Origin of the sequence: Mucilaginibacter sp., from assembly GCF_965201005.1 — a bacterium.
Taxonomy (GTDB): Bacteria; Bacteroidota; Bacteroidia; order Sphingobacteriales; family Sphingobacteriaceae; genus Mucilaginibacter_A.
In genome coordinates this window covers 2,726,396-2,751,727 of record NZ_OZ241747.1, presented here as the reverse complement: position 1 = coordinate 2,751,727, position 25,332 = coordinate 2,726,396, and the positions used below count along the sequence as shown (strand labels likewise).

26 protein-coding genes are annotated in these 25,332 nt (G+C 41.1%); 12 read left to right on the top strand and 14 right to left on the bottom strand.

Translation table 11 applies throughout. From position 1 onward, the window contains the following. The first annotated feature begins 92 nt into the window (after positions 1-92). Both ACOFKR_RS12685 and ACOFKR_RS12680 read left to right on the top strand, forming a co-directional pair. Entirely contained in the window at positions 93-1,097 is a 1,005-nt protein-coding gene (locus ACOFKR_RS12685; RefSeq protein WP_419801176.1) for a glycosyl hydrolase family 18 protein, read from the top strand. Positions 1,098-1,130: 33 nt separating this feature from the next. Continuing rightward, positions 1,131-2,468 (top strand): glycosyl hydrolase family 18 protein, encoded by a 1,338-nt coding sequence (locus ACOFKR_RS12680; protein WP_419801175.1) that lies wholly within the window; start codon positions 1,131-1,133, stop codon positions 2,466-2,468. Positions 2,469-2,741: 273 nt separating this feature from the next. On the opposite strand, the gene ACOFKR_RS12675 is transcribed toward ACOFKR_RS12680, so the two are convergent. From ACOFKR_RS12675 to pfkA, 6 genes are all read right to left on the bottom strand, one after another. Then, positions 2,742-3,386 (bottom strand): response regulator, encoded by a 645-nt coding sequence (locus ACOFKR_RS12675; RefSeq protein WP_419801174.1) that lies wholly within the window; start codon positions 3,384-3,386, stop codon positions 2,742-2,744. Between the two features lie 39 nt (positions 3,387-3,425). Beyond that, positions 3,426-4,115 carry a sensor histidine kinase gene (locus tag ACOFKR_RS12670; protein ID WP_419801173.1) on the bottom strand — a complete coding sequence of 230 codons (690 nt, stop codon included), beginning with the start codon at positions 4,113-4,115 and terminating at the stop codon, positions 3,426-3,428. 777 nt (positions 4,116-4,892) lie between these two features. Then, the gene (locus tag ACOFKR_RS12665) at positions 4,893-5,330 is read right to left on the bottom strand and encodes a hypothetical protein (RefSeq protein WP_419801172.1); all 438 of its coding nucleotides are present in this window, start codon (positions 5,328-5,330) and stop codon (positions 4,893-4,895) included. 311 nt (positions 5,331-5,641) lie between these two features. Continuing rightward, the gene (gene gap, locus ACOFKR_RS12660; protein ID WP_419801171.1) at positions 5,642-6,637 is read right to left on the bottom strand and encodes a type I glyceraldehyde-3-phosphate dehydrogenase; all 996 of its coding nucleotides are present in this window, start codon (positions 6,635-6,637) and stop codon (positions 5,642-5,644) included. 4 nt (positions 6,638-6,641) lie between these two features. Beyond that, positions 6,642-7,490, bottom strand: coding sequence for a hypothetical protein (locus ACOFKR_RS12655; RefSeq protein ID WP_419801170.1), 849 nt, complete (start codon positions 7,488-7,490; stop codon positions 6,642-6,644). A 4-nt stretch (positions 7,491-7,494) separates the two neighbouring features. Beyond that, positions 7,495-8,475 carry a 6-phosphofructokinase gene (gene pfkA, locus ACOFKR_RS12650; protein WP_419801169.1) on the bottom strand — a complete coding sequence of 327 codons (981 nt, stop codon included), beginning with the start codon at positions 8,473-8,475 and terminating at the stop codon, positions 7,495-7,497. Positions 8,476-8,588: 113 nt separating this feature from the next. On the opposite strand from pfkA, the gene ACOFKR_RS12645 reads away from it, so the two are divergent. Then, complete coding sequence (locus ACOFKR_RS12645) at positions 8,589-9,284, top strand: NUDIX hydrolase (RefSeq protein WP_419801168.1); 696 nt, start codon at positions 8,589-8,591, stop codon at positions 9,282-9,284. Further along, complete coding sequence (locus ACOFKR_RS12640) at positions 9,271-9,456, top strand: hypothetical protein (RefSeq protein ID WP_419801167.1); 186 nt, start codon at positions 9,271-9,273, stop codon at positions 9,454-9,456. The genes ACOFKR_RS12645 and ACOFKR_RS12640 overlap by 14 nt, the downstream gene beginning before the upstream one ends. A gap of 61 nt (positions 9,457-9,517) precedes the next feature. Here ACOFKR_RS12640 and ACOFKR_RS12635 read toward each other — a convergent pair whose 3' ends face one another. Both ACOFKR_RS12635 and ACOFKR_RS12630 read right to left on the bottom strand, forming a co-directional pair. After that, positions 9,518-10,378 (bottom strand): N-acetylglucosamine kinase, encoded by an 861-nt coding sequence (locus ACOFKR_RS12635; RefSeq protein ID WP_419801166.1) that lies wholly within the window; start codon positions 10,376-10,378, stop codon positions 9,518-9,520. A gap of 112 nt (positions 10,379-10,490) precedes the next feature. Beyond that, entirely contained in the window at positions 10,491-11,201 is a 711-nt protein-coding gene (locus ACOFKR_RS12630; protein ID WP_419801165.1) for a hypothetical protein, read from the bottom strand. Positions 11,202-11,352: 151 nt separating this feature from the next. Here ACOFKR_RS12630 and ACOFKR_RS12625 point away from each other — a divergent pair, with 151 nt between their 5' ends. Both ACOFKR_RS12625 and ACOFKR_RS12620 read left to right on the top strand, forming a co-directional pair. Then, on the top strand, positions 11,353-12,369 hold the full coding sequence (locus ACOFKR_RS12625; RefSeq protein WP_419801164.1) for a threonine aldolase family protein: 1,017 nt from the start codon (positions 11,353-11,355) through the stop codon (positions 12,367-12,369). Beyond that, positions 12,366-13,262 carry an aldo/keto reductase gene (locus tag ACOFKR_RS12620; protein ID WP_419801163.1) on the top strand — a complete coding sequence of 299 codons (897 nt, stop codon included), beginning with the start codon at positions 12,366-12,368 and terminating at the stop codon, positions 13,260-13,262. The genes ACOFKR_RS12625 and ACOFKR_RS12620 overlap by 4 nt, the downstream gene beginning before the upstream one ends. Positions 13,263-13,469: 207 nt before the next feature. Here ACOFKR_RS12620 and ACOFKR_RS12615 read toward each other — a convergent pair whose 3' ends face one another. Continuing rightward, positions 13,470-14,492, bottom strand: coding sequence for an aldo/keto reductase (locus tag ACOFKR_RS12615; RefSeq protein WP_419801162.1), 1,023 nt, complete (start codon positions 14,490-14,492; stop codon positions 13,470-13,472). Between the two features lie 118 nt (positions 14,493-14,610). Here ACOFKR_RS12615 and ACOFKR_RS12610 point away from each other — a divergent pair, with 118 nt between their 5' ends. The 3 genes from ACOFKR_RS12610 (at position 14,611) to ACOFKR_RS12600 (ending at position 17,420) form a co-directional block, all read left to right on the top strand. Beyond that, the gene (locus tag ACOFKR_RS12610; RefSeq protein ID WP_419801161.1) at positions 14,611-15,696 is read left to right on the top strand and encodes a DNA topoisomerase IB; all 1,086 of its coding nucleotides are present in this window, start codon (positions 14,611-14,613) and stop codon (positions 15,694-15,696) included. Positions 15,697-15,941: 245 nt separating this feature from the next. Next, complete coding sequence (locus ACOFKR_RS12605) at positions 15,942-16,598, top strand: hypothetical protein (protein ID WP_419801160.1); 657 nt, start codon at positions 15,942-15,944, stop codon at positions 16,596-16,598. Between the two features lie 102 nt (positions 16,599-16,700). Further along, positions 16,701-17,420, top strand: a complete 720-nt coding sequence (locus tag ACOFKR_RS12600; protein WP_419801159.1) for a dienelactone hydrolase family protein — start codon at positions 16,701-16,703, stop codon at positions 17,418-17,420. A gap of 80 nt (positions 17,421-17,500) precedes the next feature. Here the strand turns inward: ACOFKR_RS12600 and ACOFKR_RS12595 are convergent, their stop codons facing one another. Continuing rightward, positions 17,501-17,644 (bottom strand): hypothetical protein, encoded by a 144-nt coding sequence (locus ACOFKR_RS12595; RefSeq protein ID WP_419801158.1) that lies wholly within the window; start codon positions 17,642-17,644, stop codon positions 17,501-17,503. Between the two features lie 147 nt (positions 17,645-17,791). Between ACOFKR_RS12595 and ACOFKR_RS12590 the strand changes: the two genes are divergently transcribed. Further along, complete coding sequence (locus ACOFKR_RS12590; RefSeq protein WP_419801157.1) at positions 17,792-18,130, top strand: YMGG-like glycine zipper-containing protein; 339 nt, start codon at positions 17,792-17,794, stop codon at positions 18,128-18,130. Positions 18,131-18,201: 71 nt separating this feature from the next. Here the strand turns inward: ACOFKR_RS12590 and ACOFKR_RS12585 are convergent, their stop codons facing one another. Next, entirely contained in the window at positions 18,202-19,248 is a 1,047-nt protein-coding gene (locus ACOFKR_RS12585; protein WP_419801156.1) for an NAD(P)-dependent alcohol dehydrogenase, read from the bottom strand. Positions 19,249-19,504: 256 nt separating this feature from the next. On the opposite strand from ACOFKR_RS12585, the gene ACOFKR_RS12580 reads away from it, so the two are divergent. Both ACOFKR_RS12580 and ACOFKR_RS12575 read left to right on the top strand, forming a co-directional pair. Beyond that, positions 19,505-21,502: a thioredoxin domain-containing protein gene (locus ACOFKR_RS12580; RefSeq protein ID WP_419801155.1), complete on the top strand. Its 1,998-nt coding sequence runs from the start codon at positions 19,505-19,507 to the stop codon at positions 21,500-21,502. A gap of 86 nt (positions 21,503-21,588) precedes the next feature. Beyond that, entirely contained in the window at positions 21,589-22,089 is a 501-nt protein-coding gene (locus ACOFKR_RS12575) for an FKBP-type peptidyl-prolyl cis-trans isomerase (RefSeq protein WP_419801154.1), read from the top strand. Between the two features lie 73 nt (positions 22,090-22,162). Here ACOFKR_RS12575 and ACOFKR_RS12570 read toward each other — a convergent pair whose 3' ends face one another. From ACOFKR_RS12570 to ACOFKR_RS12560, 3 genes are all read right to left on the bottom strand, one after another. After that, the gene (locus ACOFKR_RS12570; protein ID WP_419801153.1) at positions 22,163-24,085 is read right to left on the bottom strand and encodes a M56 family metallopeptidase; all 1,923 of its coding nucleotides are present in this window, start codon (positions 24,083-24,085) and stop codon (positions 22,163-22,165) included. A 5-nt stretch (positions 24,086-24,090) separates the two neighbouring features. Then, positions 24,091-24,468 carry a BlaI/MecI/CopY family transcriptional regulator gene (locus ACOFKR_RS12565; protein WP_419801152.1) on the bottom strand — a complete coding sequence of 126 codons (378 nt, stop codon included), beginning with the start codon at positions 24,466-24,468 and terminating at the stop codon, positions 24,091-24,093. 167 nt (positions 24,469-24,635) lie between these two features. After that, positions 24,636-25,001 carry an STAS/SEC14 domain-containing protein gene (locus ACOFKR_RS12560; protein ID WP_419801151.1) on the bottom strand — a complete coding sequence of 122 codons (366 nt, stop codon included), beginning with the start codon at positions 24,999-25,001 and terminating at the stop codon, positions 24,636-24,638. Positions 25,002-25,332 lie beyond the last annotated feature (331 nt).

Genomic DNA, 25,332 nt, shown 5'->3' with positions numbered 1-25,332 from the left:
TACACAGGTCAATTTTATAGTGCTAAAAGAAGTATTGCCGTTTTATATCATCAACCCTGGGAAATTTTACCCGATTATTTAATACACAATCAATGAAAATATTTAAAAACAGAAAATTATCGACATTTGCTTTTTTTATCCTGCTTGCCACAGCAGGATGCCAGAAAAATGATGTTAAAGCCGCGCAGAGAAACGGCAGTAGTAAAGAAAAATTCCGGGTAGTGGGTTATTTTCGGTACGAAGGTAATTTGGCAGCCGAAGCAAGCCCCATCAACTTCGATATGATCACGCATCTTAACGTGGCTTTTATCACCCCTGATACCAACGGTGTTTTTACCATAACTAAAGATTTAAAGAAACTTGCTGCACTTGCCCATAGCAAAGGCGTAAAAATTTTAGCTTCCATAGGCGGCGGCAATCCGCCTGCATATCTTATCAAACTGGTAAACCAAGCCAATCAGCTTAAACTGATAGCCAACCTTGTTAAGATGGCTGCTGATAATGATCTGGACGGGATTGATGTTGACCTTGAAGGAAACTTTATAGATGAAAACTACGAATCTTTTGTGGTTAATCTTGCCAGCGCACTTAAAGCCCGAAATAAACTGATTACCGCCGCAGTTGCCACAGCTTATAAGGATCGGTACACGGATAAGGCGTTGGCACAGTTTGATTTTATAAACATCATGTCGTACGATAAAACAGGGCCATGGAACCTCAATGTCCCCGGCCAACATGCACCGTATGATATGGCTGTTGAAGATTTGGCGTACTGGAACGGAACCCGCAGGATAGCTAAAGAAAAACTGAGTTTAGGTGTGCCGTTTTATGGTTATGGTTTTGGCAGCAATGCCCCTGAAAGTTTGGGGTTTAAAGATATTATAGCAGCTTATCCGGGATCTGAAAACAAAGATGAAGTTATCGTAAATGGCGGTGGGACAGTGTATTATAATGGTATAGCCACCATAAAAAGTAAAACCGAATTGGCACTTGATCAAGCAGGCGGCATCATGATCTGGCAATTGCGGCAGGATGACATCGGCCCGAATTCATTGCTTGGTACGATTAACAGGGTGATCAAATCACACCATAAATGATTATTAAAGACAAATCAGCAAAAAAACAATGATATGAAAAAAATTATGTACAGGTCAATACCAGTGTTCCTGGTGATTTTTATAATGTTCTCCGGATGTAAAAAAGACGAGGTAAAACAGCAGGAAGCCGACAATCCGTACACGCCGCGGATATTTGACAACTTAAGGATATTTGCCGCGCCCAGGATTATCAACGAAGGCGAAACGGCAAATTTTACCGGCCTTGCTTTTTCGCCTGCCAGCAAAGTCAAGATCAGTTGGAAGGTGAATGACAAGGAAATGTCAACCGATACTGCTTATAAATTTAAGCCCGCTGCCGGTGGCGAATACAACATCAAGCTTGATGTTACTTATCAGGGCACAACAACATCACGGTCAACAAAAGTATTGGTCAGCCCAAGCACTTATCAGTTTAAACTTTATACCAATGTGGTTTTGGCCGAGTTAACGGAAGATGGTACGGCCGCTGATTTGGTTTGGAACAACATTACCCATTTAGATTATCAGGTAGGCAAAGTAGCGGCAGATGGCAGTTTTGATGCCTCAAAAGGAAATGTAAACCAGCGTGCAGACGAAATAGTGGCACGCGCGCACATCAACGGTGTGCCGGTTATTTTAGGGATTAGCGGCAGGTTGTCGGGTATTGACGGATGGGCTGTTTACGAAAGTAATGATTTTGGCACGGCAATCAGGGACAATGCAAAAATGCAGGCACTGGTTCAATCGGTAAAAACCTATGTGGCCAACCGGAAAATGGACGGTGTTGATATCAACATGACGGATATAAATTCTGCAAACGCACCGGCTAATATCCATGCCATAGGCCCGTTTTTAACTGCGCTTAAAGCCGCACTTCCTCAAAACGCAATTGTAACGGTTACTGCTTCGGTCAATTATCAACATTGGGAATATCCGGATCTTTCGGCAGCTACCTGGGTTAATATCCATGCTTTTGAAGATAACGGCCACAATTTTCCTGATTCGCCGGTAGGGCAATCATCAAGTTATGATTTTATGGTATCGGGCACGCAAATCTGGACTAAGTTTCATTTACCGGCAAGCAAACTTGTTGTTGGTATGCCTGCTTTTGGCCTGCGTTATAATACCCTTAATGCTGCTGGTCATAATGCCAGCTACGGATCATACGATTACATGACTTATAAAGCTATTGTAGCAGCCGATCCTGCTGCGGCCGGAAAAGAAAAAGCAGATATTGCATCGGGCGTTTACTACAACGGCATCCCGCTGGTAACCCAAAAAGCGGCTTATATCAAAGCCAATGGGTTTAAAGGAGCTTATTTGTGGGCTGCTGATTATGATGCAACTGGCAGCAATTCTTTAATGGCCGCCATATACAATACTTTAAAATAATTTGTGTTTTTGTGTCCGATGCTTCTTTTATCCACTAAAAATTGATTTAATTTCAGCAGCAACTTATGGTTGTTGGCCAGGTCAGCAGCTTGGGATTACACCAAATTTTAGTGGATAAAAGAAGCATTAAAAATCTTATAAATAAATTTGAAAAGGCAGAATAACTTTTTGCAAATTCAGAAAAATAAGAAAACAGCAGATCACAGGATTAATGAAGCCAGCCATGTACCAATTTTGTGCCGATGCTTCTTTTACCAGGTAAAAATCAGGAAACTATACCTCGATAACACCTTTTTTAATCGCATAAATAACCAGGCCGACGATGTTTTTGCAACCTGTTTTTTCAAACAACCGGGTGCGGTAACCTTCTACCGTGCGCACGCTCAAAAAAAGTTTATCGGCAATTTCGGTGTTTTGTTTTTCCTGGCAGATGAGTTTTAAAACTTCAATTTCGCGCTCGTTCAATTCGGTTTCGCCTTTGTTTTTGGCCTGCGAACTGTTGCCCATCAACTGTTTGATTAGTGTAACCGATAAATGCTCGTTAAAGTAAAAACCTTTTTTATACACGGTAAAAACAGCATCGATAATTTCCTGGGGTTCAGCGTTTTTAAGCAGGTAGCCGCTTGCACCGGCCTTCATCATGTCCAAAATATATTTGTCTTCGTTGTGCATAGACAAGGCCAGCACTTTTACGTGGCCAAAGTTTTCCTGAATGTAAGCCGTGGCCTGCATGCCGTCCATTTCCGGCATTTTAATGTCCATCAAAACAACATCCGGGTTTTTGTGGGCTAATTGTTTAACCAGTTCAATCCCGTTTGCGGCTTCAAAAACGAGGTTTAGATCGGCACAATCTTCTAATGTGGCTTTCAAACCTTCCCTAAAAATTTTATGGTCATCGGCAATGGCTAAATTAATCATGGTACAGTGCTTCTTTTATCAGCTAAATTTACATATAAACTATTGGTTATCAAACTTAACCGGAATAGTAACGCTAACATTAACGCCATGACTGACAGATGTTTTGTAGCCGATTTTTCCATGGATAAAAGAAGCACGGCTTTCTATGTTCTTCAACCCGGAACCGTTTTTGATTCCGTTCAGCTCAAAACCTTTACCGTCATCAGCATAATCCAGATATAAATTATCGCTTATTTTTTGAAAGCCGAGCTGTACGTTTTTGGCTTCGGCATGTTTGATGGTATTGCCAAAAAGTTCCTGCACAATCCGGTATATGGTAATTTCAATCTCCGCAGAAAACCGCTCGTTCCCGGCTTCGTTCTGATAATTTATGATGATGCCCGTGTGTTTCTGAATTTTGAAACATAAATCTTTTAAAGCTTCCTGCAAACCAAAATCTGTTAAAAGCGGCGGCCGCACGTTTTGGATAATGTCGCGGATTTCCTGAATCGATTCATCAACCAGGTTTCTGGTATTGCTCAACAGTTTGCCTGCTTTTTCATCTTGTGTGCAAAAATGATCCAACCGGTGCAAATTAAGTTTCACGGCGGATAAAACCTGGCCAACGCTGTCGTGCAGATCTTCGGCCAAACGTTTCCGTTCACTTTCCTGAGTTGCTAAAATTGCGCGCAGCAAATCGTTTTGTTTTTCGATCTGTAAATTCCTTTTTTCTTCCTGGTTACTGATCATTTTCCGCTGATAAATAATCACGAACAAAAACAAAAAAACAATCAACAAAACAACAACGAGCGTACCAATAATTAATACAGTTGTTAAGCTACTTTCCGGGTTTTGCAAAATAAGCCGATGGTAAAAAACAGGTTAGAAATAATGTTGGTAACTAAATGGATGACATATAAATTGTAAGAAAACTTAAGCTTGGTGAAAAGCATGTAAAGGAATATGTTGAACGATGAATAGATAAGCACACCAGAATTGAACCAAAATAAAGGCTGTTGTTCGATGTGCAAAAATTCTTGCCGGTTGAACAACTGGTTAAAATATAACAAACAAATTGTGATCATAAAAAAACTTAATGCCGTGTTTCCCCAGGTTGGATAATTCCAGATACTGTTTTTAACGATAAAAAAAAGGCACATCAGTAAGCCTAACAATCCAACCAAAAGTGTAAACCGTTTAAGATAAATATTGTAGAACGATTTAAAATATATCCAGGTATAAAATAAAAAACTTGATATAATGGATAAGTATAAAATTGGATAATTATTTTTTACGGACGGATAATTGTTTTTTATATAAATGTGCCCGAGATAATAAACCCATTCTAAAAAATCAATTATAAAAGTAATAGCAAGGAATACGGCAATCAACTTTAAAATCTGGTTTAGATTTTTAAAGTTTACGATTGCCGCAATCAGTGGCAACAATCCGGATGCAAAACTTAAGTAACTTAGTAATGGCATTTTAAAAATCGGTTATTTGCCTGCTTAACTACTTGTTAAATTATCAGATAGAAGAACAGCCTTGTGTTCCGGGACAAGGCCAGGACTGGTCAACAAGTTCATAATCATCATTGCCTGCAATTGCCGGTAAAAGCTGGGTTTTGTTTTCTGTTTTTGTTGCTTGTTTTTCGCGCGGTAACTGGTTGTTTCCAAAATGGTCTACGCCTGATAATACCAGCTGTTTTTTGCCCGTATCATCAATACAGTAATGCATCCTAATGCCTTGGCAATCTTTTTGGGCAAGTAGTTTTTCAATAACTTTTCTTCCGAACAAATGTGAAGTTGTGTCTTTATCATTCATCCTGCGATAGTTATGCGTCCAATTTCTTACTTTTTCCAATTCTATCGGGCCGCCGATTTTTTCAATTTTACCACGTTCTAAAACGGTTTCTTTGTTTAAACCTTGCTCTGGTCCCGGGTTTGGTTTTTTTTCTGTTTCCATGATTTTTTTGGTTTTTGTTTAGGATAAATTTAACATAAAAGCTTTGATAATTTTTAAATCAAGCTTAATTATCAAGCAAGCCATAAACCGTACAAAAAACATAACAAACTAAAAATCAGCATTTAAACAAGCATCGATTTTGAAAATCGCAGAAATTTTCCGTGTCAACACCATGCTGATTGCGTAGTTTTACGTATGCTGTTTTTACCAGTATAAAATCATCAGTTTAAAAATTACGGCACAAAAAAACCGGAAGTTTTAACTTCCGGTTTTGGGCAGATGCTGTTTTTAGCAGCTATATTTTAAGTTGATTACAGTTTGCCCACCTCTTCACAAATGTCAACCAGTTTGTTAGAGTAGCCCCATTCGTTATCGTACCAGGCAACTACTTTTACAAATTTATCATTTAAGGCGATACCTGCACCGGCATCAAAAATACAAGTGCGCGGATCCCCCAAAAAATCCTGAGAAACCACATCGTCTTCTGTATAACCTAAAATGCCTTTCAGTTCACCTTCGGAAGCATCTTTCATGGCCTGTTTAATTTGATCATAAGTTGCGGCATCACGTAGTTTTACCGTTAAATCCACCACAGATACATCTGGAACAGGAACGCGGAAAGCCATACCGGTCAGTTTTCCTTTCAGTTCCGGGATTACCAAGGTAACCGCTTTTGCAGCACCGGTTGATGACGGGATGATATTTTGTGAAGCACCGCGGCCGCCTCTCCAATCTTTATGAGACGGGCCATCAACTGTTTTTTGTGTGGCAGTTGTGGCGTGTACCGTGCTCATCAAGCCTTCTTCGATACCAAATTTATCATTTAAAACTTTTGCTAAAGGAGCTAAGCAATTGGTAGTGCAGGAAGCGTTGGAAATGATGGTTTGTTCCGCTTTCAGTTCTTTATTGTTTACGCCCATTACAAAAGTAGGCGTGTCATCTTTTGCCGGGGCAGACATCACTACTTTTTTAGCACCTGCGTCAATATGTTTTTGAGCCAGTTCTTTAGTCAGGAACAAACCGGTTGATTCTATAATCACTTCGGCGCCAACTTCGTTCCATTTCAGGTTTGCCGGGTCTTTTTCTGCAGTTACGCGAATGGTTTTTCCGTTAACTACCATGTGGCCGTCTTTAACTTCAATGCTACCTTTAAACTGGCCGTGGGTCGAATCATATTTCAACATGTAGGCCATGTATTCCGGGTCAACCAAATCATTAATGCCCACAATCTCAACATTTGGTTTGTTGATCGCGGCACGGAAAGCCAAACGGCCGATGCGGCCAAAGCCGTTAATTCCTATTTTCATAATTTTAATTTTTATTGATGTAATATGTTAACAAGTTATTGATAGGTTCTTTAATAATATTTTTTATGCTGATTTGATACTTCAAAACCGTTTCCAGCAGCAAATCCTGATAGTTGGCGGCCACAGTACCAACAAAATAAACCGGAACATCCGGGTTTTGCCTGATCAGCGGAAGCAGATATTTAATGGTAAACTGCTCAAAACCCTCTTTCAGCAAATCTGATATAAATGCTTCTTTTACATGCTCTTTTGCAAAGTTGCGGAAAGAACTTAAAAATACAGCCGACTGCGGTTGTTTGTACACTTTATCTAAAATCTGCTTTCGATCCAGATCAAACTTTTCTGAAAATTTCTTTTCCAGGTTATCCGGCAGGGTCTGGTTTAAGTAAGCTTTAACAATTTTTGTTCCGATCCAGTTTGCCGAGCCTTCATCTGCCAGAATATAACCTAAACCGTAATTGTTTGGTTTGATTTTTTTTCCATCGAAGTAAGCCGCGTTGGAACCGCTGCCCAAAATACAAACAATGCCCGGCATATCCTGACAGCTTGCCAGTGCCGCAGCATAGATATCATCTTCTATAATTACTTTACCAAACTTAAAAAACTGCGAAAAAGCATTGTAAACAATCTGGTTGTGTTTTTGGGAAGTGATGCCCGGCCCGAAGAAATAGATCTTTTTGATTTCTTCTGCATGATGGATCAGGTGTATATCTTTATTCAGCAAAGAAATGATGCTTTTCTCGTCGTTTACAAACGGATTGATACCATTGGTTTTGAACGATTGTACAACAGTTTGCTTTTGTGCCAGCTTCCAGTTTGCAAAATTAGAACCACTATACACAATCGCAATCATCAGGTCAGATAGCTAAAATATCTACCATTTCAAGCAAGTCCGGCTCCAGTTTAAATTCGTGGTGCGAAATGGCCTCTTCTAATTCTGTAAGCTGAATGGTGTTCCCTTTTAAACCAGCCATCTTGCGTGTTTCGCCTTCCAGCAAAGCTTTTACCGCGGCATAACCCAAACGGCTGCCCAGCACGCGGTCAAAACTGCTCGGGCTTCCGCCGCGCTGCAAATGGCCCAAAATCGTCACTTTTACATCATAGGAAGGGATATGTTCTTTTACATGTTTGGCAATACCGTAGGCACCGCCGGTTTTATCACCTTCGGCCACAATTACAATGCTTGATGTTTTTTTGTTACTGCCGGTTTTCAGGTTTTCGATCAGTTCCTCAATAGCGGTTTCTTTCTCGGGCAGTAAAATAGCTTCTGCACCACCGGCAATTCCTGCACGCAAAGCGATACAGCCCGAATCGCGCCCCATCACTTCAATAAAAAACAAACGGTCATGCGCATCTGCCGTGTCCCGTAGTTTATCCAATGCTTCAATTACCGTGTTGGTGGCCGTATCAAAACCCAGCGTAAAATCAGAACCGTACAAATCATTGTCAATTGTGCCCGGGATGCCAATAACAGGAATATCATAAATGCGCGAAAACCGCTCGGCACCGGTAAAAGTGCCATCGCCCCCAATTACAACCAAACCATCAACCCCGCGTTTTTTTAAATTTTGATAGGCTTTTTCAAGTCCGCTTTCTTCTTTAAATTCTAAACAACGGGCCGTTTTCAATATCGTACCACCTAAATGCAGAATATTGCTGACAGAACGTTCGTTCATGTCATACATATTATTGTCGATCAAACCCTGATAACCTTGTTTAACGCCAACAACCTGCAGGCCATGATATATACCCGTGCGCACTACTGCACGGATGCACGGATTCATGCCCGGTGCATCTCCGCCTGAAGTTAATACGGCAATCTTGTTTACTTTAGACATTTTTTAACCAACTCCTTATTTTTGCGAAGATAAGGTGTAATGCTTACACTAAGTAATATATTATTTATTAATTTTGAGGAAGGCGGCAATGCCTGGCAAAAAAACCCCTTCATTTGGAAACATTACTGCCTAAACTTGATTCGGTATTTTCTACGGATTGTGTGATTTTTGGATTTCAGGCAAATGAACTCAAAATTTTACTGATCGACCGAAACGAAGAACCTTACAAAGGCTGGCGTGCTTTGCCGGGCTATATAGTTGGGCAGGATGAAAGTATTGATGATGCCGCGGAACGTATTTTGTATGAACTGACCGGTTTGCGCGGTTTGCACATGGAGCAGTTTCATACCTTTGGCGATGTGGACCGGCACCCGCAAGGCCGCGTAATTACCGTAGCATATTATGCGCTGATCAGGATTGACGGCCAGCAGGAATTGAAACCGGTTACCAATTTTGCACGTGCCGCGTATTGGCACCCGGTAAAAGATTTGGGGAAACTGCCTTTTGATCATCAGAAAATTTTTGAAACCGGTTTCCGCAAAATCCGCCGCCGCCTGAGTTATCAACCCATTGCTTTTGAACTGCTGCCCGAAAAATTTACACTTACGCAACTGCAAACCCTGTACGAAGCAATTTTGAACAGAAAACTGGATAAGCGGAACTTCCGCAAAAAAATGCTGAGTTACGGCTTTTTGAAAGAGCTCGACGAAAAGCAGAAAGGCGTTTCTTACCGCGCAGCAAAGCTGTACCGTTTTGACCGGCGCAAGTACAATAAAATTTTTCAGAACGATTTAAGTGTTGAAGGCTGATGCTGTTTTTATCGGCCTTTTTTCGGTCTCGCCCCAACCTTCTCGTGGTTTAAAACCGGCCAATGCTTCTTTTATCGTACATTTTTTATTTATTTATAATACTTTTGAAGTTGTTGCCTTGTACCGCTCAAACTTGTCTCTTTTAGAGAAGGGTTTATGGAGAGACTTTTAAAACAAAAAACCTGCTTTAACATAAATTAAAGCAGGTTTTTTAGTCGGTAAAAACAGTATTGCTATTTGCTCAACGGTGCCAGTTGCTGGTGATATCTTACCAGATCATCTATCGGCGAGCGGATGATACGGCCAAAATTCATGCCGTATTCTTTCGCGGTTTCTTCCAGTACGTTGCGGAAATTGTATCCCACAGAACCGATACAATTAAAAGAGTAGTTTTTATAATCCGGATAATGACTAACTAAATTCCGGAAAAAATCCTCAAAAGATGTTTTTACCAAATTTCGGGAATAAGCAATGTTGGCCGTATTATCGTAAACAAACTTGCTGAAACTGGCGCAAAAACGGTTGGGCAAAGGCTTGGTATAAACCGTATCAATGATATCGTCGGGCGTCAACTGGAAAGTTTCCCAAAAAATGTCTTTCACTTCCTGCGGCATGTAGCCACGCACATAATCCGAAAGCAGTTTTTTGCCGATGTAGCAACCGCTGCCTTCATCGCCCAAAATATAAGCCAATGAATTGATTTTGAACGTAATGTCTTTCCCGTCGTAAATACAAGTGTTGGTCCCGGTGCCCAAAATAGCCGCAAAACCAGCGTTTACGCCCAGCAAAGCACGCGCGGCCGCCATCAAATCGTGCCCCACAAAAACTTTTGCCGATTTGAAAACCGCTTTCATGGCATTTTCTACGATCAGGATTTTATCGGCCACATCGCAGCCTGCACCATAATAATAGAGTTCGGTGATTTTTTCTTTTTCCAGGTCGGAAGGCAAATGTTCATTCAAAGAATTGATGATGTAAGCCGTATCAGAAAAAAAAGGATTGTAGCCCTCGGTGTTGTAGTAAACTTTTTTCCCGTATTCGTTGATAAGGCACCAATTTGTTTTTGTTGAGCCGCCGTCCGCTATAATAATCATAAACCAAGTAGTTAAATTGTGGGTTGAAAATACAATATTAAACACTATTTCCTCAAAAAAAAATCCCGACAACAGAAGTTATCAGGATTCGATCTTTTGCTTATCGTTCGTGTTATGATTTAGGCGATGCTTCTTTTAGCTGGTAAAAATCGAAGATCAATTTGTCCATCTGCCCGTAACGGTATTTTTTATTTTTGATTTTCTCTACAATTTCCGGCTGGCTGGCCATAATTTCCGACATGATGGGAATAAAATTGTCCCGGTTCAGCTCCTTTAAGCTGTTCGGGTCATCGCCATAATAATAAGCGTTTTTGCCTTTTCCGCCACGGCCTCCGCCCAGATTAATGCCCAAACCGCCGCCAACCCCACTGCCAAAACTGCCGCCGCCAATGCCAAAACTCGGGCTGATGCCCGGCGATAAACCGCCGCCGCCGCCAGTTGTGGCGTATAATTTTAAAGGTTCGTTCACCAGCACTTTTACAAAATCAATTCCTCTGCCTGCCCATTTTTCTGATCGGGGCGCGTGGGCAACCGTAAAACTGTCTTTCCCGGCCACAAAAGATCGGATCATCGAGGCTGATAAAGTTTCTTTTTGCTCGCCTTTATCTTTTCGGTACAAAATAAAACCTTCGTTGTTTTGCGGGCCGCGGCCTGAAGGATTGGCCACAATCTGGCCGACAAATTTAGTACCGTTGGCATCGTAAAAATAACCGTCGTCCCATTGGTTTAAGCCCAGTTGTGCCGAAGCAGAAAAGGCCGTCATCAACAAAGAAACAAACATAAGCAGGCGCAAAGAAGCTGTTTTCATATCAGGATAAACCATTTTTTATTGTTTTTAGTATGCTGTTTTTAGCAGGTGTTTTTTGCTGAGACTGAGTTTTTTGTAAAACGTTTATATCAAACTTAAAAAATAAATGAAATAAGCAAAAGGCTGGTTGAATTGCTTTTATTTTGAAGTAAAATTATAAAACACAATGATTGTTGATTTAAGAAGTGACACCGTGACCAAGCCAACGCCCGGAATGCTGGATGCCATGTTTAGCGCAAAAGTGGGCGATGATGTTTACGGAGAAGATGAAACTGTAAATACGCTGGAAACCAAAATTGCCGCTATGTTTGGCATGGAAGCCGCGATATTTTGTCCTTCCGGAACGATGACAAACCAGATTGCCATCAAAAGTTTTACCCAACCGCTGGATGAACTGATTGCCGACCAGACCGCGCACGTTTATCGTTACGAAGGCGGCGGGATTGCTTTTAATTCGGCTGTTTCTACGCGATTATTATGTGGCGAACGCGGCATCATCACTGCGGAAATGATCGGGCCGGAAATTAATGCCGAAAATATCCATTATCCGCACACCAGTTTGGTGGTGCTGGAAAATACGGTGAACAAAGGCGGCGGCAACTGTTATCAATTGTCCCAGATCGCACCAATCGCAAATTTATGTGCTAAAAGAAGCATCAAACTGCATCTGGATGGTGCCCGGATTTTTAACGCCTTAACTTTCACCAAAGACAAACCACAGTATTACGGAACTTATTTTGATGGGATTTCGGTTTGCTTGTCCAAAGGTTTGGGCGCACCTGTGGGTTCTATTTTTTTAGCTGATAAAAACAGCATTGCTTATGCGCGCCGCGTTCGTAAAGTTTTAGGCGGCGGGATGCGCCAGGCCGGATTTTTGGCCGCTGCCGGAATTTATGCATTGGATAATAACATTGAGCGTTTGCAGCAAGATCATAATCACGCTAAATTGCTCGAAGAAACTTTACAAAATTGTAATTGGGTTACCGGCGTTTTATCGGTAGAAACCAATATCATCATTTTTGATACGGTAAAAGAAGCATCGTATTATTTGCCAAAACTGGCCGAAAAAGGGATCAAAGCTGCTGCAAATGATGTGCGCCGGATCCGTTTTGTAACACATTTGGATGTAAATCCGGATCAGATTCAACACACCATAAATGTTTTAAAAAGCCTGAACGAATGATGGAATATGCAACTTTAGGAAAATCAGATTTGCAAGTCAGCCGGATTGGTTTCGGTTGTATGTCGCTTGGAGGAAATGAAAAACAAAATCAAACTTTGATCGCCAAAGCATTGGAACTTGGGATCAATTATTTTGACACGGCAGATTTGTACGAAGACGGTGAAAACGAAATCAAATTGGGGAAACTGTTAAAATCAAACCGAAGTAAAATCATCGTGGCATCTAAAGTTGGGAACCAAAAGCTGGCCAATGGCAATACCATTTGGAATGTAAGTAAAGCTTATATTTTAAAAGCGGTGGATGCAAGTTTAAACCGTTTACAAACCGATTATTTAGATTTGTATCAGTTGCACGGCGGTATGATCGAAGATCATATTGATGAAACGATTGAAGCTTTTGAATGGTTGAAACAACAAGGGAAAATTCGGTATTATGGCATTTCTTCCATCCGGCCAAATGTGATCAGGGAATATGTTTCCAAATCAAACCTGGTTTCGGTGATGATGCAATACAGTTTGCTGGACCGCCGCCCGGAAGAAACTTGTTTTAATTTGCTCGAAAAAAACCAGATCAGCGTGGTTGCGCGTGGCAGTATGGCGCAAGGTTTACTGGTGGACAAATTTGCAAAACCTTATTTAGATTATACTGAAAAAGAGGTGCTAAAAACAGCACGGGCAATTAAGCAAGTTTCAAAAGTAGATAGGAGTGAAGCACAATCTGCAATCCGGTTTGCCTTGGTTCCAAAAGTTGTGGCCAGTGCCGTGATTGGGATACGGACCAAAGCACAATTAATTGATGCCGCTGATGCAATTGAAACACCAAAACTAACGGATAAAGATATGCAGGTTTTGCATCAAAGCATCAGCCCAAACTTTTACGAACAGCATCGTTAAATTAAACACATGAAGAAATTATTTTAACAAAAATTTCTTCATTTTAATTCGATAAAGAAAGTTGTTTTGGATCGGTGATTTTACAACAAGAAATTTTAAAATTCAAAAAGTTTTTGCTTTATAGCTTGTTCCGATAGAAAAAAGCCGAAACACTTGTTCCGGCTTTCTCAATAATTAAAACCTAATTTTTACCTGATAAAAGAAGCATCAATCCTGCTTCCGGTCGCCTCCTTGCCGTTCTACCATCCAGCCGGGATATTCTTTGGGCAGCGCACTTACTACATCAATCTTTTTCAGCTCATCTGCATTTAAAGTTAATTCAATAGAGTGCAAGTTGGATTTTAATTGTTCCGGGTTTTTAGCTCCAATGATCGTACTGGTTACGCCCGGTTGCTGCCGAACCCAGGCCAGTGCAATTTCAGCTGCCTTAACTTGATATTGCTGCCCTACTTCGTTTAGCACATCAATTATATCGTAGCCTTTTTCTTTGTTCACCGGCGGGAAATCAAAACTATCGCGGCGGGAATTGCCAGCCTTTTCGTTTTCGCGCGTGTATTTTCCCGACAAAAAGCCACCGGCCAGCGGGCTCCAGGGCATCACACCAATGTTTTCGGCTTTGGCCAATGGCAAAATCTCGCGTTCAATATCGCGGCCGGAAAGCGAATAGAAATATTGCATGCCCACAAACTTGTTCCAATTGTGTTTTTCGGCAATGCCCAAACCTTTCATCACCATCCAGGCGGGCCAGTTGCAAACAGCCACATAACGCACTTTTCCGGTTAAAACAATATCATTTAATGAACGCATGATTTCTTCGATCGGCGTCAACAAATCCACGCCATGAACATATAAAATATCGATATGACCGAGCTGTAAACGTTGCAAACTTTCGTCAACCGATTGAAAAATATGGTAGCGCGACAGGCCCACATTATTTTTGCCTTCGCCCATTTTGCCGCGCACTTTGGTGGCGATCACGAGGTCGTTCCGGTTCAAACCTAAATCTTTGATGGCTTGGCCAAGCATGGTTTCTGACTGCCCGAACGAATAAACGTTGGCCGTATCAATAAAGTTGATTCCGGCATCAATCACTTGTTTGATCATATCGTTTGCGCCTGCCTGCTCCACGCCGCCGATGGCCGCCCACATACCGCCGGAGCCGAAAGTCATCGTTCCGAAGCAGATTTCGGACACTAAGAGTCCGGTATTGCCTAACAAATTGTATTTCATAATGCTGTTTTTAAGTATAATAATTTAACTGTCGCCCGCTTCTTTTTGTTCTTTTGTTTTGTGCGGATTGAATGACCTCAACCTAAAACTTGTGCCACAAAATCGCGTTTATGATCTCATGCAGCAACTTCGCAAACAATTAGATAAGATCGGCCGCGACCCGGAAATTACCGCAAAAGCCGTTGGTTTAAAATATGTACACGATACTTCCCCGGGTTATTCACGCATTAAAAAAGGAAAAGGTCACCAATTTTTAGACGATAAAAACAGCATCATCAAAGATAAAGCCTTGTTAAACCGGTTTAAAAAAATGGTTATTCCGCCGGCTTACACGGATGTTTGGATTTGTATGCACGAAAACGGCCATCTGCAGTTTACCGGTTTGGATGCAAAAGGCCGCAAGCAATATCGTTATCATGCCGATTGGAACAAAATCCGCAATCAGTCCAAATATCACCGGATGGAGGTTTTTGCCAGCCATATCCCTAAAATCCGAGAGCAGATTGACGCTGATCTCGCCCGAAAAAACCTTGATAAACAGAAAGTTATGGCTTTGGTGGTGCGGGTGATGGAGTTGACGCATATCCGTATTGGTAATGATGCTTACCGCGAACTGTATGGCTCTTACGGTTTGACCACTTTGCAGGATGAGCATGTGAAAATTAAAGGCGGCACCGTAAAATTTGGTTTTAAAGGAAAAAAAGGCGTTTACCACGATTTAACGTTAGAAAGTAAAAAGCTGGCCAAACTTATCAAACAATGTCAGGATATACCCGGGCAGGAATTGTTTCAATATTACGATGAAAACCACGAAGCGCACGACATAACCAGCGGCGATGTGAACACTTACCTGAAAGAAATTACCGGCGAAGATTTTACGGCAAAAGATTTCAGGACTTGGAGCGGAAGCGTACATGCTTTGTATGCTTTTAAAGCGGCAGGCGGTTTCAGCACGGCAACAGAATGTAAGAAAAACATTACCAAAGTTTTGGATGATGTGGCCTTTAACCTGGGCAATACACGCACGGTCTGCAAAAAATATTATGTGCACCCAACGCTGATCAAAAGTTATGAGGAAGGCCGGATCGATCGTTACTTAGAACAAATAACCGAAGATAAACCGCTTTCTGTCCCGGGATTAAACCAGGCAGAAAAGGTATTGCTGGAACTGATCGGTAAAGAAAAAATCGCCGAAGCGTTGTAAATTTCAGGTTATGTTTTAATGTACATTGTTCCGATGAATAGTTAAAAAATTGTATCTTTTGATAATTGAACAAAGGCAAATAAATGTTTTTAAAAAAGATTTCCTGCTTGAACATTTCTTTACAACTGATAGTTTCAGGTGCAGAAGTTAAAAACCAATGCTTCTTTTACCGGCTAAATTTCATTGTTTCAGGGTTGAAATGAAAATATGCTTGTTCCGGCACAAAAAAACCTGAATTTCGCCCCATGAAAAATTTTAGCTGTTTCGGGTTTGTGCTGATGCTGTTTTTAGCGGCCTGCAATCACAAAACCAATGATGAAGGTTCGATCACCTATCGTTTGGAATATCAATTGCCAGACAGTTTGAAACGTTATGCCGAATTTCTGCCGAAAGAGGCCAAAGTATATTTTAAAGGCGATTCTACCGTAAGTATCCAGCAATCACAAAATGAATCCACCACGATCATCACCAATAAAAAAACCAATTTTATGCGGGTGCTGCTCAAATCTACTTTCAGGCAGTTTATGGTTGATTACAACAAAGCCGAGCAGGCCGAAGAAATTGGCACGCTTCCGCCGCACACCGTAACCAAACAAAAAGAAACCAAAACGATTGCCGGTTATCCTGCTGAAAAATATATTTTTCAGGATAAATTATCAGGCGAAACCACCGAAGCCTGGTTTACCACCAAAATTGCCGTTCCGCAAAACTCCGTTACCATGATGCTGGATTCTGCCCTGGGCGTGCCGCTTTCGTTTACCATCAGCCAGCCGGTTATGAAAATGAAAGTTACCGTGCAGCAACTCAAATTTGAACCGGTCCCGGCAGGCGTGTTTGCTACACCGGCCGGTTATCATCAGCTTACGCCGCAGCAATTGCGGGAAATGCCGGTAGAAAATTAAGCATCACAACTGTTAAACCGTCACCAAATTTATACCGGTAAAAAAAGCATCTTCTTTATCCAAACTATTTTGGCCAATGCTTCTTTTATCAGGAAAAAAACTATGTCAGGTTTACAAAATTTAGTACAGCTGCAAGTGGCAGATGGCACAACCATGCAGGCTTATACTTCCATTCCGGTGCACGGCAAAAGCCCGTTTCCGGGTTTGATTTTATTTCAGGAAGCTTTCGGGGTGAACCATCACATCCGCAAACTGGCCGATCGTTTTGCCGATGAAGGCTATCTGGTGATTGCGCCGGAACTTTTCCACCGTTCCGGCCCTGCAGGCGTAACCATTGATTATACTGATTTTCAATCGGCCATGCCGCACATGCAGGCCATTACTGTTCCAAATCTGGAGTTGGACATTAAAGCCGCCTGGGACTGGCTGCAAAGCAATTCTCAGGTAACGCACGAACATATTGTGGCTACCGGATATTGCCTGGGCGGCCGGGTAAGTTTCCTGGCCAATACCATGTTGCCGTTTAAAGCGGTAGCGTCCTACTATGGTGCTGGGATTGTGCCGGATTTAGTAAAACGTGCCTCTTCTTTAAACGCACCGCATTTGTTTTTTTGGGGAGGAAAAGACGAGCACATCCCAAAAGAACAACCTCAAATCATCAATGAAGAGCTGACAAAAGTTGGCAAAAATTTTATCAATGTAGCGTTTTCTGATGCCGAACATGGTTTCTTTTGTGATGAACGCGCCAGTTTTAATGCCAGTGCCGCCGAACTGGCCTGGGGCTTGACACTTGAGTTTTTTATACAGAAGATGAAGGTTTAAGTTTCAGGAAATCAGCTATTAGCTTTCAGCCTTCCTGTTTGGACTGTTTACCGGGCGATGGCCGAGAGCTGACAGCATATCTAAACACCATGCTGATGGCGAATACCATAACTTGAAGATTCTTTTTTCTGTAGGTTTTGTTTTTGGATGAGGTTTTCGGGCAAATGGTCTGTTGGCAGCACCACGCTTACTGTTTTTATCGGCATAAAAATCAAATTAGGCATTACGTTGATGCTTTTTTTACCGGGTAAATTTTTGCCTTCAGCTTTAATAAAAAGATACACCATAACGAAGTGTTAAACTTTAGCCTAAAAAATGCGTTAAACAACTAAAAATTATAACATTTAATATTGATAAATCCACACCTCATCATGAAAAACCTGATCCTGATTTTTGCTGTTTTCTTTACCTTATCTGCCACTGCACCACTTGTACAGGCGCAAACTACCAAACGCACTTCTTACAAAAACGGACATAAATATGTTACCAAAACCAAAACGCGGCATGGCATGTCCAAACGGGCCAAAGGTGCTATTATCGGCGGCGGTGCAGGTGCATTAGGCGGTGCAATTATTGGCCACGGCGTTAAAGGTGCTTTACTTGGGGGCGCATTGGGCGCAGGTGCTGGTTATGTGGTTGGTAACGAGACAGATAAAGGCAAATCCCGCGCTGGCACACATACTGTTACCAAACGCAAAACTGTTTATTAAACCAGATTTTACCTTATAAAAAAAGCATCGCTGTTATTGGCGATGCTTTTTTTATAAGGTATTTTTTCAGCTTAATTTAAAGATGCCATATCAATCACAAAACGATATTTTACATCGGCTTTTAAAGTACGCTCGTAAGCTTCATTGATCTGATCAATGGTAATCATTTCCACATCAGAAGTAATGCCATGTTCAGCACAGTAATCCAGCATTTCCTGTGTTTCTTTAATTCCCCCAACCAAAGAACCAACCAAACTGCGGCGGCCCAAAATCAAAGGAAAAGCAGGAACAGCAGAAGGTGTTGGCGGGGCACCTAATACAATCATCACACCATCGGTACGCAATAAATTCAAATACTCGCTGTAATCATGTTCCGCAGAAACCGTATCGATGATAAAGTTGAAATTATTGGCCAGTTTCTTCATATTCTCCGGGTCAGTTGTCAGTTCAAAATGGTGCGCGCCTAATTCCTGTGCGTCTTTTTCTTTGGAAGGAGAACGGCTCAGCATCGTAACTTCCGCGCCCATAGAAGCCGCCAGTTTAACGGCCATGTGACCTAATCCGCCCAAACCAACAACGGCAACTTTATCGCCAGCTTTTATGTTCCAGTGTTTCAACGGCGAATAAGTGGTAATGCCTGCGCACAGCAAAGGCGCAACTTTTTCCAAGGGCAACTTATCAGAAACATTCAACACAAAACCCTCTTTTACAACAATATGCGAAGAATAACCGCCTTGTGTGATTGTTTTTTTATCCTGAGACGGAGAATTGTAAGTCTGCGTATGTCCGTTCTCGCAGTACTGCTCCAAATCGTCTTTACAATTATCGCAATGGCCGCAGCTATCCACAAAACAACCGACGCCAACGGTATCGCCAGCTTTAAATTTGGTCACATTTTCGCCAATGCGGGTCACTTTTCCTACAATTTCATGTCCGGGCACAACCGGATATTGTGTGCCGCCCCATTCATTGCGCACCGTATGAATATCGGAGTGGCAAACGCCGCAATATAAAATTTTGATTTCCACATCGTCTGCGCCGGGTTCCCGGCGGTCAATATGGTGCGGTGCCAAAGGTGTTTCTGCTGCCTTTGCCGCATATGCTTTTACGTTGTTCATGTTTTATGTTGATTTTGATGGTGCAACAAGTATAGGAATTTTAATGTTTTTGGAATGTAAGAGCCTCAGCCCTCTCCGAAAGAGAGGGAGTTAGCTACACACGAGTTCAAGTCCCTCTCTTTTGGAGAGGGATTTAGGGTGAGGCTTTTGAGGGATTCAGGTTTAAGTTTTTAAGGCTTTTACGCTGAGGCAAACCATTCCTACTTTTTTTTGGTATTAATCCTGACACCAAAAAACACCCGATAAAAACAGCATCATGCCAAACCGATTGATCAATTCTACTTCGCCATATTTACAGCAGCACGCTAATAATCCGGTGGATTGGTTTCCCTGGGGAGAAGAAGCACTGCAAAAAGCAAAAGCCGAAAACAAGTTATTATTGGTGAGTATCGGTTATTCGGCCTGCCACTGGTGCCATGTAATGGAACACGAAAGCTTTGAAAAGCAGGAAGTTGCAGAAGTGATGAACCGCTTTTTTGTGTGCATTAAAGTTGACCGGGAAGAGCGGCCCGACATCGACCAGATTTACATGAGTGCCGTACAACTGATGACGAACCGCGGCGGCTGGCCGTTAAATTGCATCTGTCTGCCCGATCAGCGCCCGGTTTACGGCGGAACTTATTTCCCTAAAAAAGACTGGCTGAACCTGTTGCTTAATCTGGCCGAATTTTGGAACGAAAAACCGGAAGAAGCCGAAGATTACGCCGCCAAACTAACTGATGGCATCCACAAATACGAACAATTTGAGTTGGTAAAAGAAGCAAAAGTTTTCTCCAAAACCGATCTGGAAGCGATTGTAAAACCCTGGAAACGGCAGTTTGACATGGTGGAAGGCGGCCTCAACCGTGCGCCAAAATTCCCGATGCCCAACAACTGGCAGTTTCTGATGCGTTACGCTTTTTTGATGAAAGATGAAGCCGTGGCCATGTCGGTAAGAATCACTTTGGAAAAAATGGCTTTCGGTGGCATTTATGATCAGGTTGGCGGCGGTTTTGCCCGATATTCTGTAGATGGCAACTGGCATGTTCCTCATTTTGAAAAGATGCTGTACGATAACGCGCAGCTGGTAAGTCTTTATGCTGAGGCATTTACCTGGTCGCTGGATCCTTTGTACCCGAAGATTATTGCAGAAACGCTGACTTTTATCGAACGCGAACTCACTTCGCCCGAAGGTGGTTTTTACTCGGCTTTGGATGCCGACAGCGAAGGCGTGGAAGGCAAATTTTATACGTTTACCAAAACAGAAGTAGAAGAGGTTTTGGGCGAGGATGCCGAACTTTTCTGCACTTATTTTCATGTAACCGAGGAAGGGAATTGGGAAGAGGAGCAAACCAATATTTTTTTTCGGAAAGATGATACCGATGAACTGGACGGGCGTTTCGGTTTTTCAATAGATGAACTGCAAACGAAAATCAATCAGGCACGCCAAAAAATACTCGATAAAAGAAGCACGCGTGTGAGGCCGGGATTAGACCATAAAATTCTGGCTGGCTGGAACGGTTTAATGTTAAAAGGTTATTGCGATGCGTACCGCGCGCTGGACGAGCCTAAATATCTGGAAGTTGCCATCCGCAATGCTTCTTTTATCATGCAAAACCTGGTGGAGGAAAACGGCAAAATGAAGCGTGTTTTCGGTAGCGGTTCGCCTGCTTTTTTGGATGATTATGCGCTGGTAACCGATGGTTTGATTGCTTTGTATGAAGTTACTTTTGACGAAAAATGGCTGCAGCACGCGGGCATGATCAACACGTATGCGGTAGATCATTTTTATGACCCTGACAGCGGCATGTTTTTTTATACTTCGGATGAAGATGCACAATTGATTGCCCGTAAAACCGAAGTAATGGACAATGTAATTCCATCTTCCAACTCTGTGATGGCCAGGAACTTGAAGAAACTGGCTTTGTTTTTTGATCATGAAGAATACCAACAACTGGCCGGTCAGTTATTGCTCAATATCGAGAAAAGTATGGTGCAATACGGCTCTTCGTTTTCCAACTGGGCAATGCTTCTTTTAGACCAGGTTTTTGGCGTTTATGAGATCGTGATAACCGGGGAAAAATCCGACGAACAGCGAAAAGAATTTGAGAAAAAATACCTGCCCAACAAAATAATATTGGGCGGAACAAAAGGAAGTTTACCTTTGTTGCAGGATAAAATCGGCAGTAAAAACAGCATTTTTGTTTGTAAAGACAAAACCTGCCAGCTGCCGGTTGATGAAGTATCCGAAGCATTTAAACAAATTGTAGAATAGGTGAGAAGAGCGGAGAGCGAGGATGGAAGAGCGTTTGCAAGTTCCTCAAACCTCGCTCCCCGCTCTTCTCACCCCAAACAAAAAACATGAAAATTGAACCACAGCACGTTGTATCATTAACTTATGATTTATACGTAAACCAGGAAAACGGCGAAGAAGGTTTGGTAGAAAGTGCCACGGCAGAACAACCTTTAACTTTTATTTATGGCGCAGGACAGATGCTGCCAAAATTTGAAGAACATTTAAGCGGATTAAGCACCGGCGATAGTTACGAATTTCGGTTAACTGCCGAAGATGCGTATGGCGAATACGACAATGAAGCCATTGCCAGCCTGCCGAAAGAGATGTTCGGTAGCGAAGAAATCCCGGCGGTCGGCAGCATGTTGCCATTGCAGGACAATGAAGGCAACCGTTTGCAAGGCCAGGTTGTTTCTGTTGCAGAAGATGCCGTTTTAATTGATTTAAACCACCCGATGGCGGGCCAGGCTTTGCATTTTAAAGGTGAAATTTTAAACGTCCGTCCGGCCAATGAAGAAGAATTATCGCATGGCCACGCGCACGGCGAGGATGGAGATGCCGGACATTAATACTTCTTTTAACACATAAAAATTGGTAAAAAAAATCCCGGTCAGTTTTGATCGGGATTTTTTTTATATTGAATTAGTGCAACTGTTCTGGCTTTATGTATCTTAGTTTTGATCCTGGCCTTGGTTGATAATCTGACGAGTTTTTCCAATTTTTTTGAGCACTGTCTATTGATTCTTTCATCTGCTTTTTCCATTCGGGGCTGTTGAATTGTTTACGTATTTCCTCGCCTTGTTTTTCAATATCTGCCATCTGCTTCTTCCATTCCGGGCTGTTAAACTGCTTTTGGATTTCTTCGCTCTGAACCTTAATATCTTCCATCTGCTTTTTAAATTCCGGGTTGTTCATTTGCTTGCGCAATTTTTCGTCTTGTTTACGAAGCTCTTCCTGCTGTTTTTTCCATTCCGGGCTGTTAATTTGCTTGCGCAATTTTTCGCCGTAAATTTTAATGTCCGACATTTTCTTTTTCCATTCCGGGCTGTTATAATAGTTATCTACATCTCTGCCCATTTTATTGATCGCGTCTTCTTTCTTTTTCCATTCCGGGCTATTATAATATTTTCTAACTAAAGCATAGTTGCTTGTGTCATTGAAATTATTATTAAACAAACCCAGCTTATTTGTATTTTCGTTCTCTTTTAAAAAATCTTTTCGTGCATCCGCAGGCAATTCTTCAATTGAATTATATTCTCTTTTATTTCCAACAGAATCTTCCAGTACAATTTTAAACTTATTTTTGGATTTGATAGAAGTGTCAGCAGAAAGATTATAATAAATCTCTTTATCTTGAAAAGATAGTTTCTGACTTGGTTTTTTTCTGGATTGATAATCAACATAAATTGTATCTGCTATTACCTTATTCATAGAAACATTGCGTGCTTTATAAAAGGGTAATATTTTATCATCGGAGAACTTAACTTCAAAAGGGTTCAATGCTATTTTTATCCTATTAAAATCAGAAGAACGATTAATTATTGAATTTTTCGATACTTTTTTTACCGGCATATTCCAGGCAACAGTTAATCCAATTGTAATAATTGCCAGCAGCAATAAAACTAATTTGTTTTGGGGCGAAGTTTCGTTTGTTTTCATGTTTGTAATTCTTTTAATCCGGTTTAATAAATTGTATTTCTTTCCGTTGGAAGCTAAAGTCAGGTTCAAAGTATTGCTTCGGTACTGTTCAATCAGCAGCAAAGCACGTGCATAAGCTAATTGGTTTTGGGTTTGATCAAGCACCAAATCATCACAGCATTGCTCACGGTATTTGTTGATTTCGCGTTGCATCAGCCAGATTGCAGGATTAAAAAACAGGAAAGATTGAACAATGCAAAGTAAAATGTTCAGCAAATAATCATTTCGTTTGATATGCGCCAATTCATGCAGCAAAATAGCTTCAGTTTGTGCTGCGGATAATTGGTTGATCAGTGCAATCGGGAAAACAATGATCGGTTTGATAAAACCCAACGTTAGCGGTACAAAAACTTTATCAGACAAGTAAACCGATGCTGTTTTTATCAACCTAAAATTGGAACTTGACCGGATGCAGGTTTGTGTTAAATTTTCATCCAATTTTAAATGTCGGTTATTTCTGAAAAAACTAATTTTTACAATTCCAAGGCTGAGTTTTAATACGCAGCATGTTAGTCCAACTAAATAAAAACAGGTAATTATATAAGCATAATGTTTAACCCAGAAACTAAGCTTGAACCACAAGTCGGGTTTTAAAATTGTAGTTTGAAAATTACCTGTTGTTTTTGTTGGTGAAAAATCATTGATAAAAGAAGCATCAGCAATTGGTTGATAATAATGAAAAAACGTTGACATAAAACCCGCAAACAAAAGCCAATTAGCTACATAATAACAATTGAATTTTACCAGCGGTGTACTTTTTTTATCCGCTAAAAACAGTAATTGCAATACCAGATAAACAGTAAAACCTTGCAGGCACGATGCAGGCAGCGTTTTGCCCAGGGCCAGGATAAACGATGTGGTTTCCATAAAATTTATTCTTGGTTGAGTTGGTCCAGATAACTTTTAATTGCTTCCAGTTCTTCGGGCGAGGTTTGATGATCGCTTAAAGCCTGCATCACCAATTGTGAAGCTGATCCGCCGAAAGCACTGTCGATCAGTTTATTGACTAAATTTTTTTGTGTTTTCTGCTGATTTAACAGGGCTTTGTAAACATGCGTCCGGCTGCTGGCATCGCGTGTTACCAAACCTTTTTCGTGCATTAGTTGCATCAGTTTTAAAGTAGTGGTGTAGCCAATTTCGGTTTGTTTACTTTTACTGAGTTCTTCGTTCACTTCCCGAACGGTTGCATTGCCTTTCTGCCACAATAGTTGTAAAATTTCCAGTTCGCTTTCAGTTGGTTTGATGTCCATTTTTGGGTACGAATATTTTCGTATTCAAACATACGAAGAAATTCGTATTTAAAAAAAATATTTTTCAGGAATTTTTAATTTTTTTTGAAAGAGGGGAGCGTAAGTTTTTTACAAAAAAAAGACCTTGCAATTATGCAAGGTCTTTACAAATGAAACGGATTTTAAACTTATTGTTTGGAAACCCAATCTTTTGCTTCTGCAAGTTGCGCATGTTTAAAACCTTTAATCTCGCCTGGCAAAACAAAACTTACCGTTTCGGCAACGTTTTTAATAAAATCCTGCTCAGTAACAAAAGCCAGGCTTTTCCAGTTAGTAAAATTAGCAATACTTGTTTTAAAATCCATAAGCATTGCGCCAACCGTATAATTGCTGACATCGGTGTCCATTACCCACAAAATATTAATTTTATTGTGGTCGTTCAAATGTTTATCTAATTCGGGAAGCACAGTGCTTGTATAATCTTCTTTTTTCACTTCACCACTGGTACGGAAACCAACAACGTTGCTTGGAACGTCTGTTATAACACTAATCATAATGTTTAAATTTTATATAAGGTTAACGCACTCTTTTTGTAATTGTTTAATTAAGGAAGCCGGTCATAAAAATGTTATACAACAATTAACATAAAATCAGCCGCGCCAAATACAAATCCATGTCATTTTCATACAAAATTTCGCAATCCCAGCCATTTTGTAATGCTGTTTTTAGCAGTGTTTTTTGGTCGGTGTGCAACCAGTTAAATCAGCTTTTTTGGTTTTTGTATTGATAAATCATTGGATAAAAAATCAAGCTAGAAGCAGTTGATTCAGGGTTTGTTTAAGTTTTTACCAACAAATTTCCGATGCTTCTTTTATGCCCATAAAT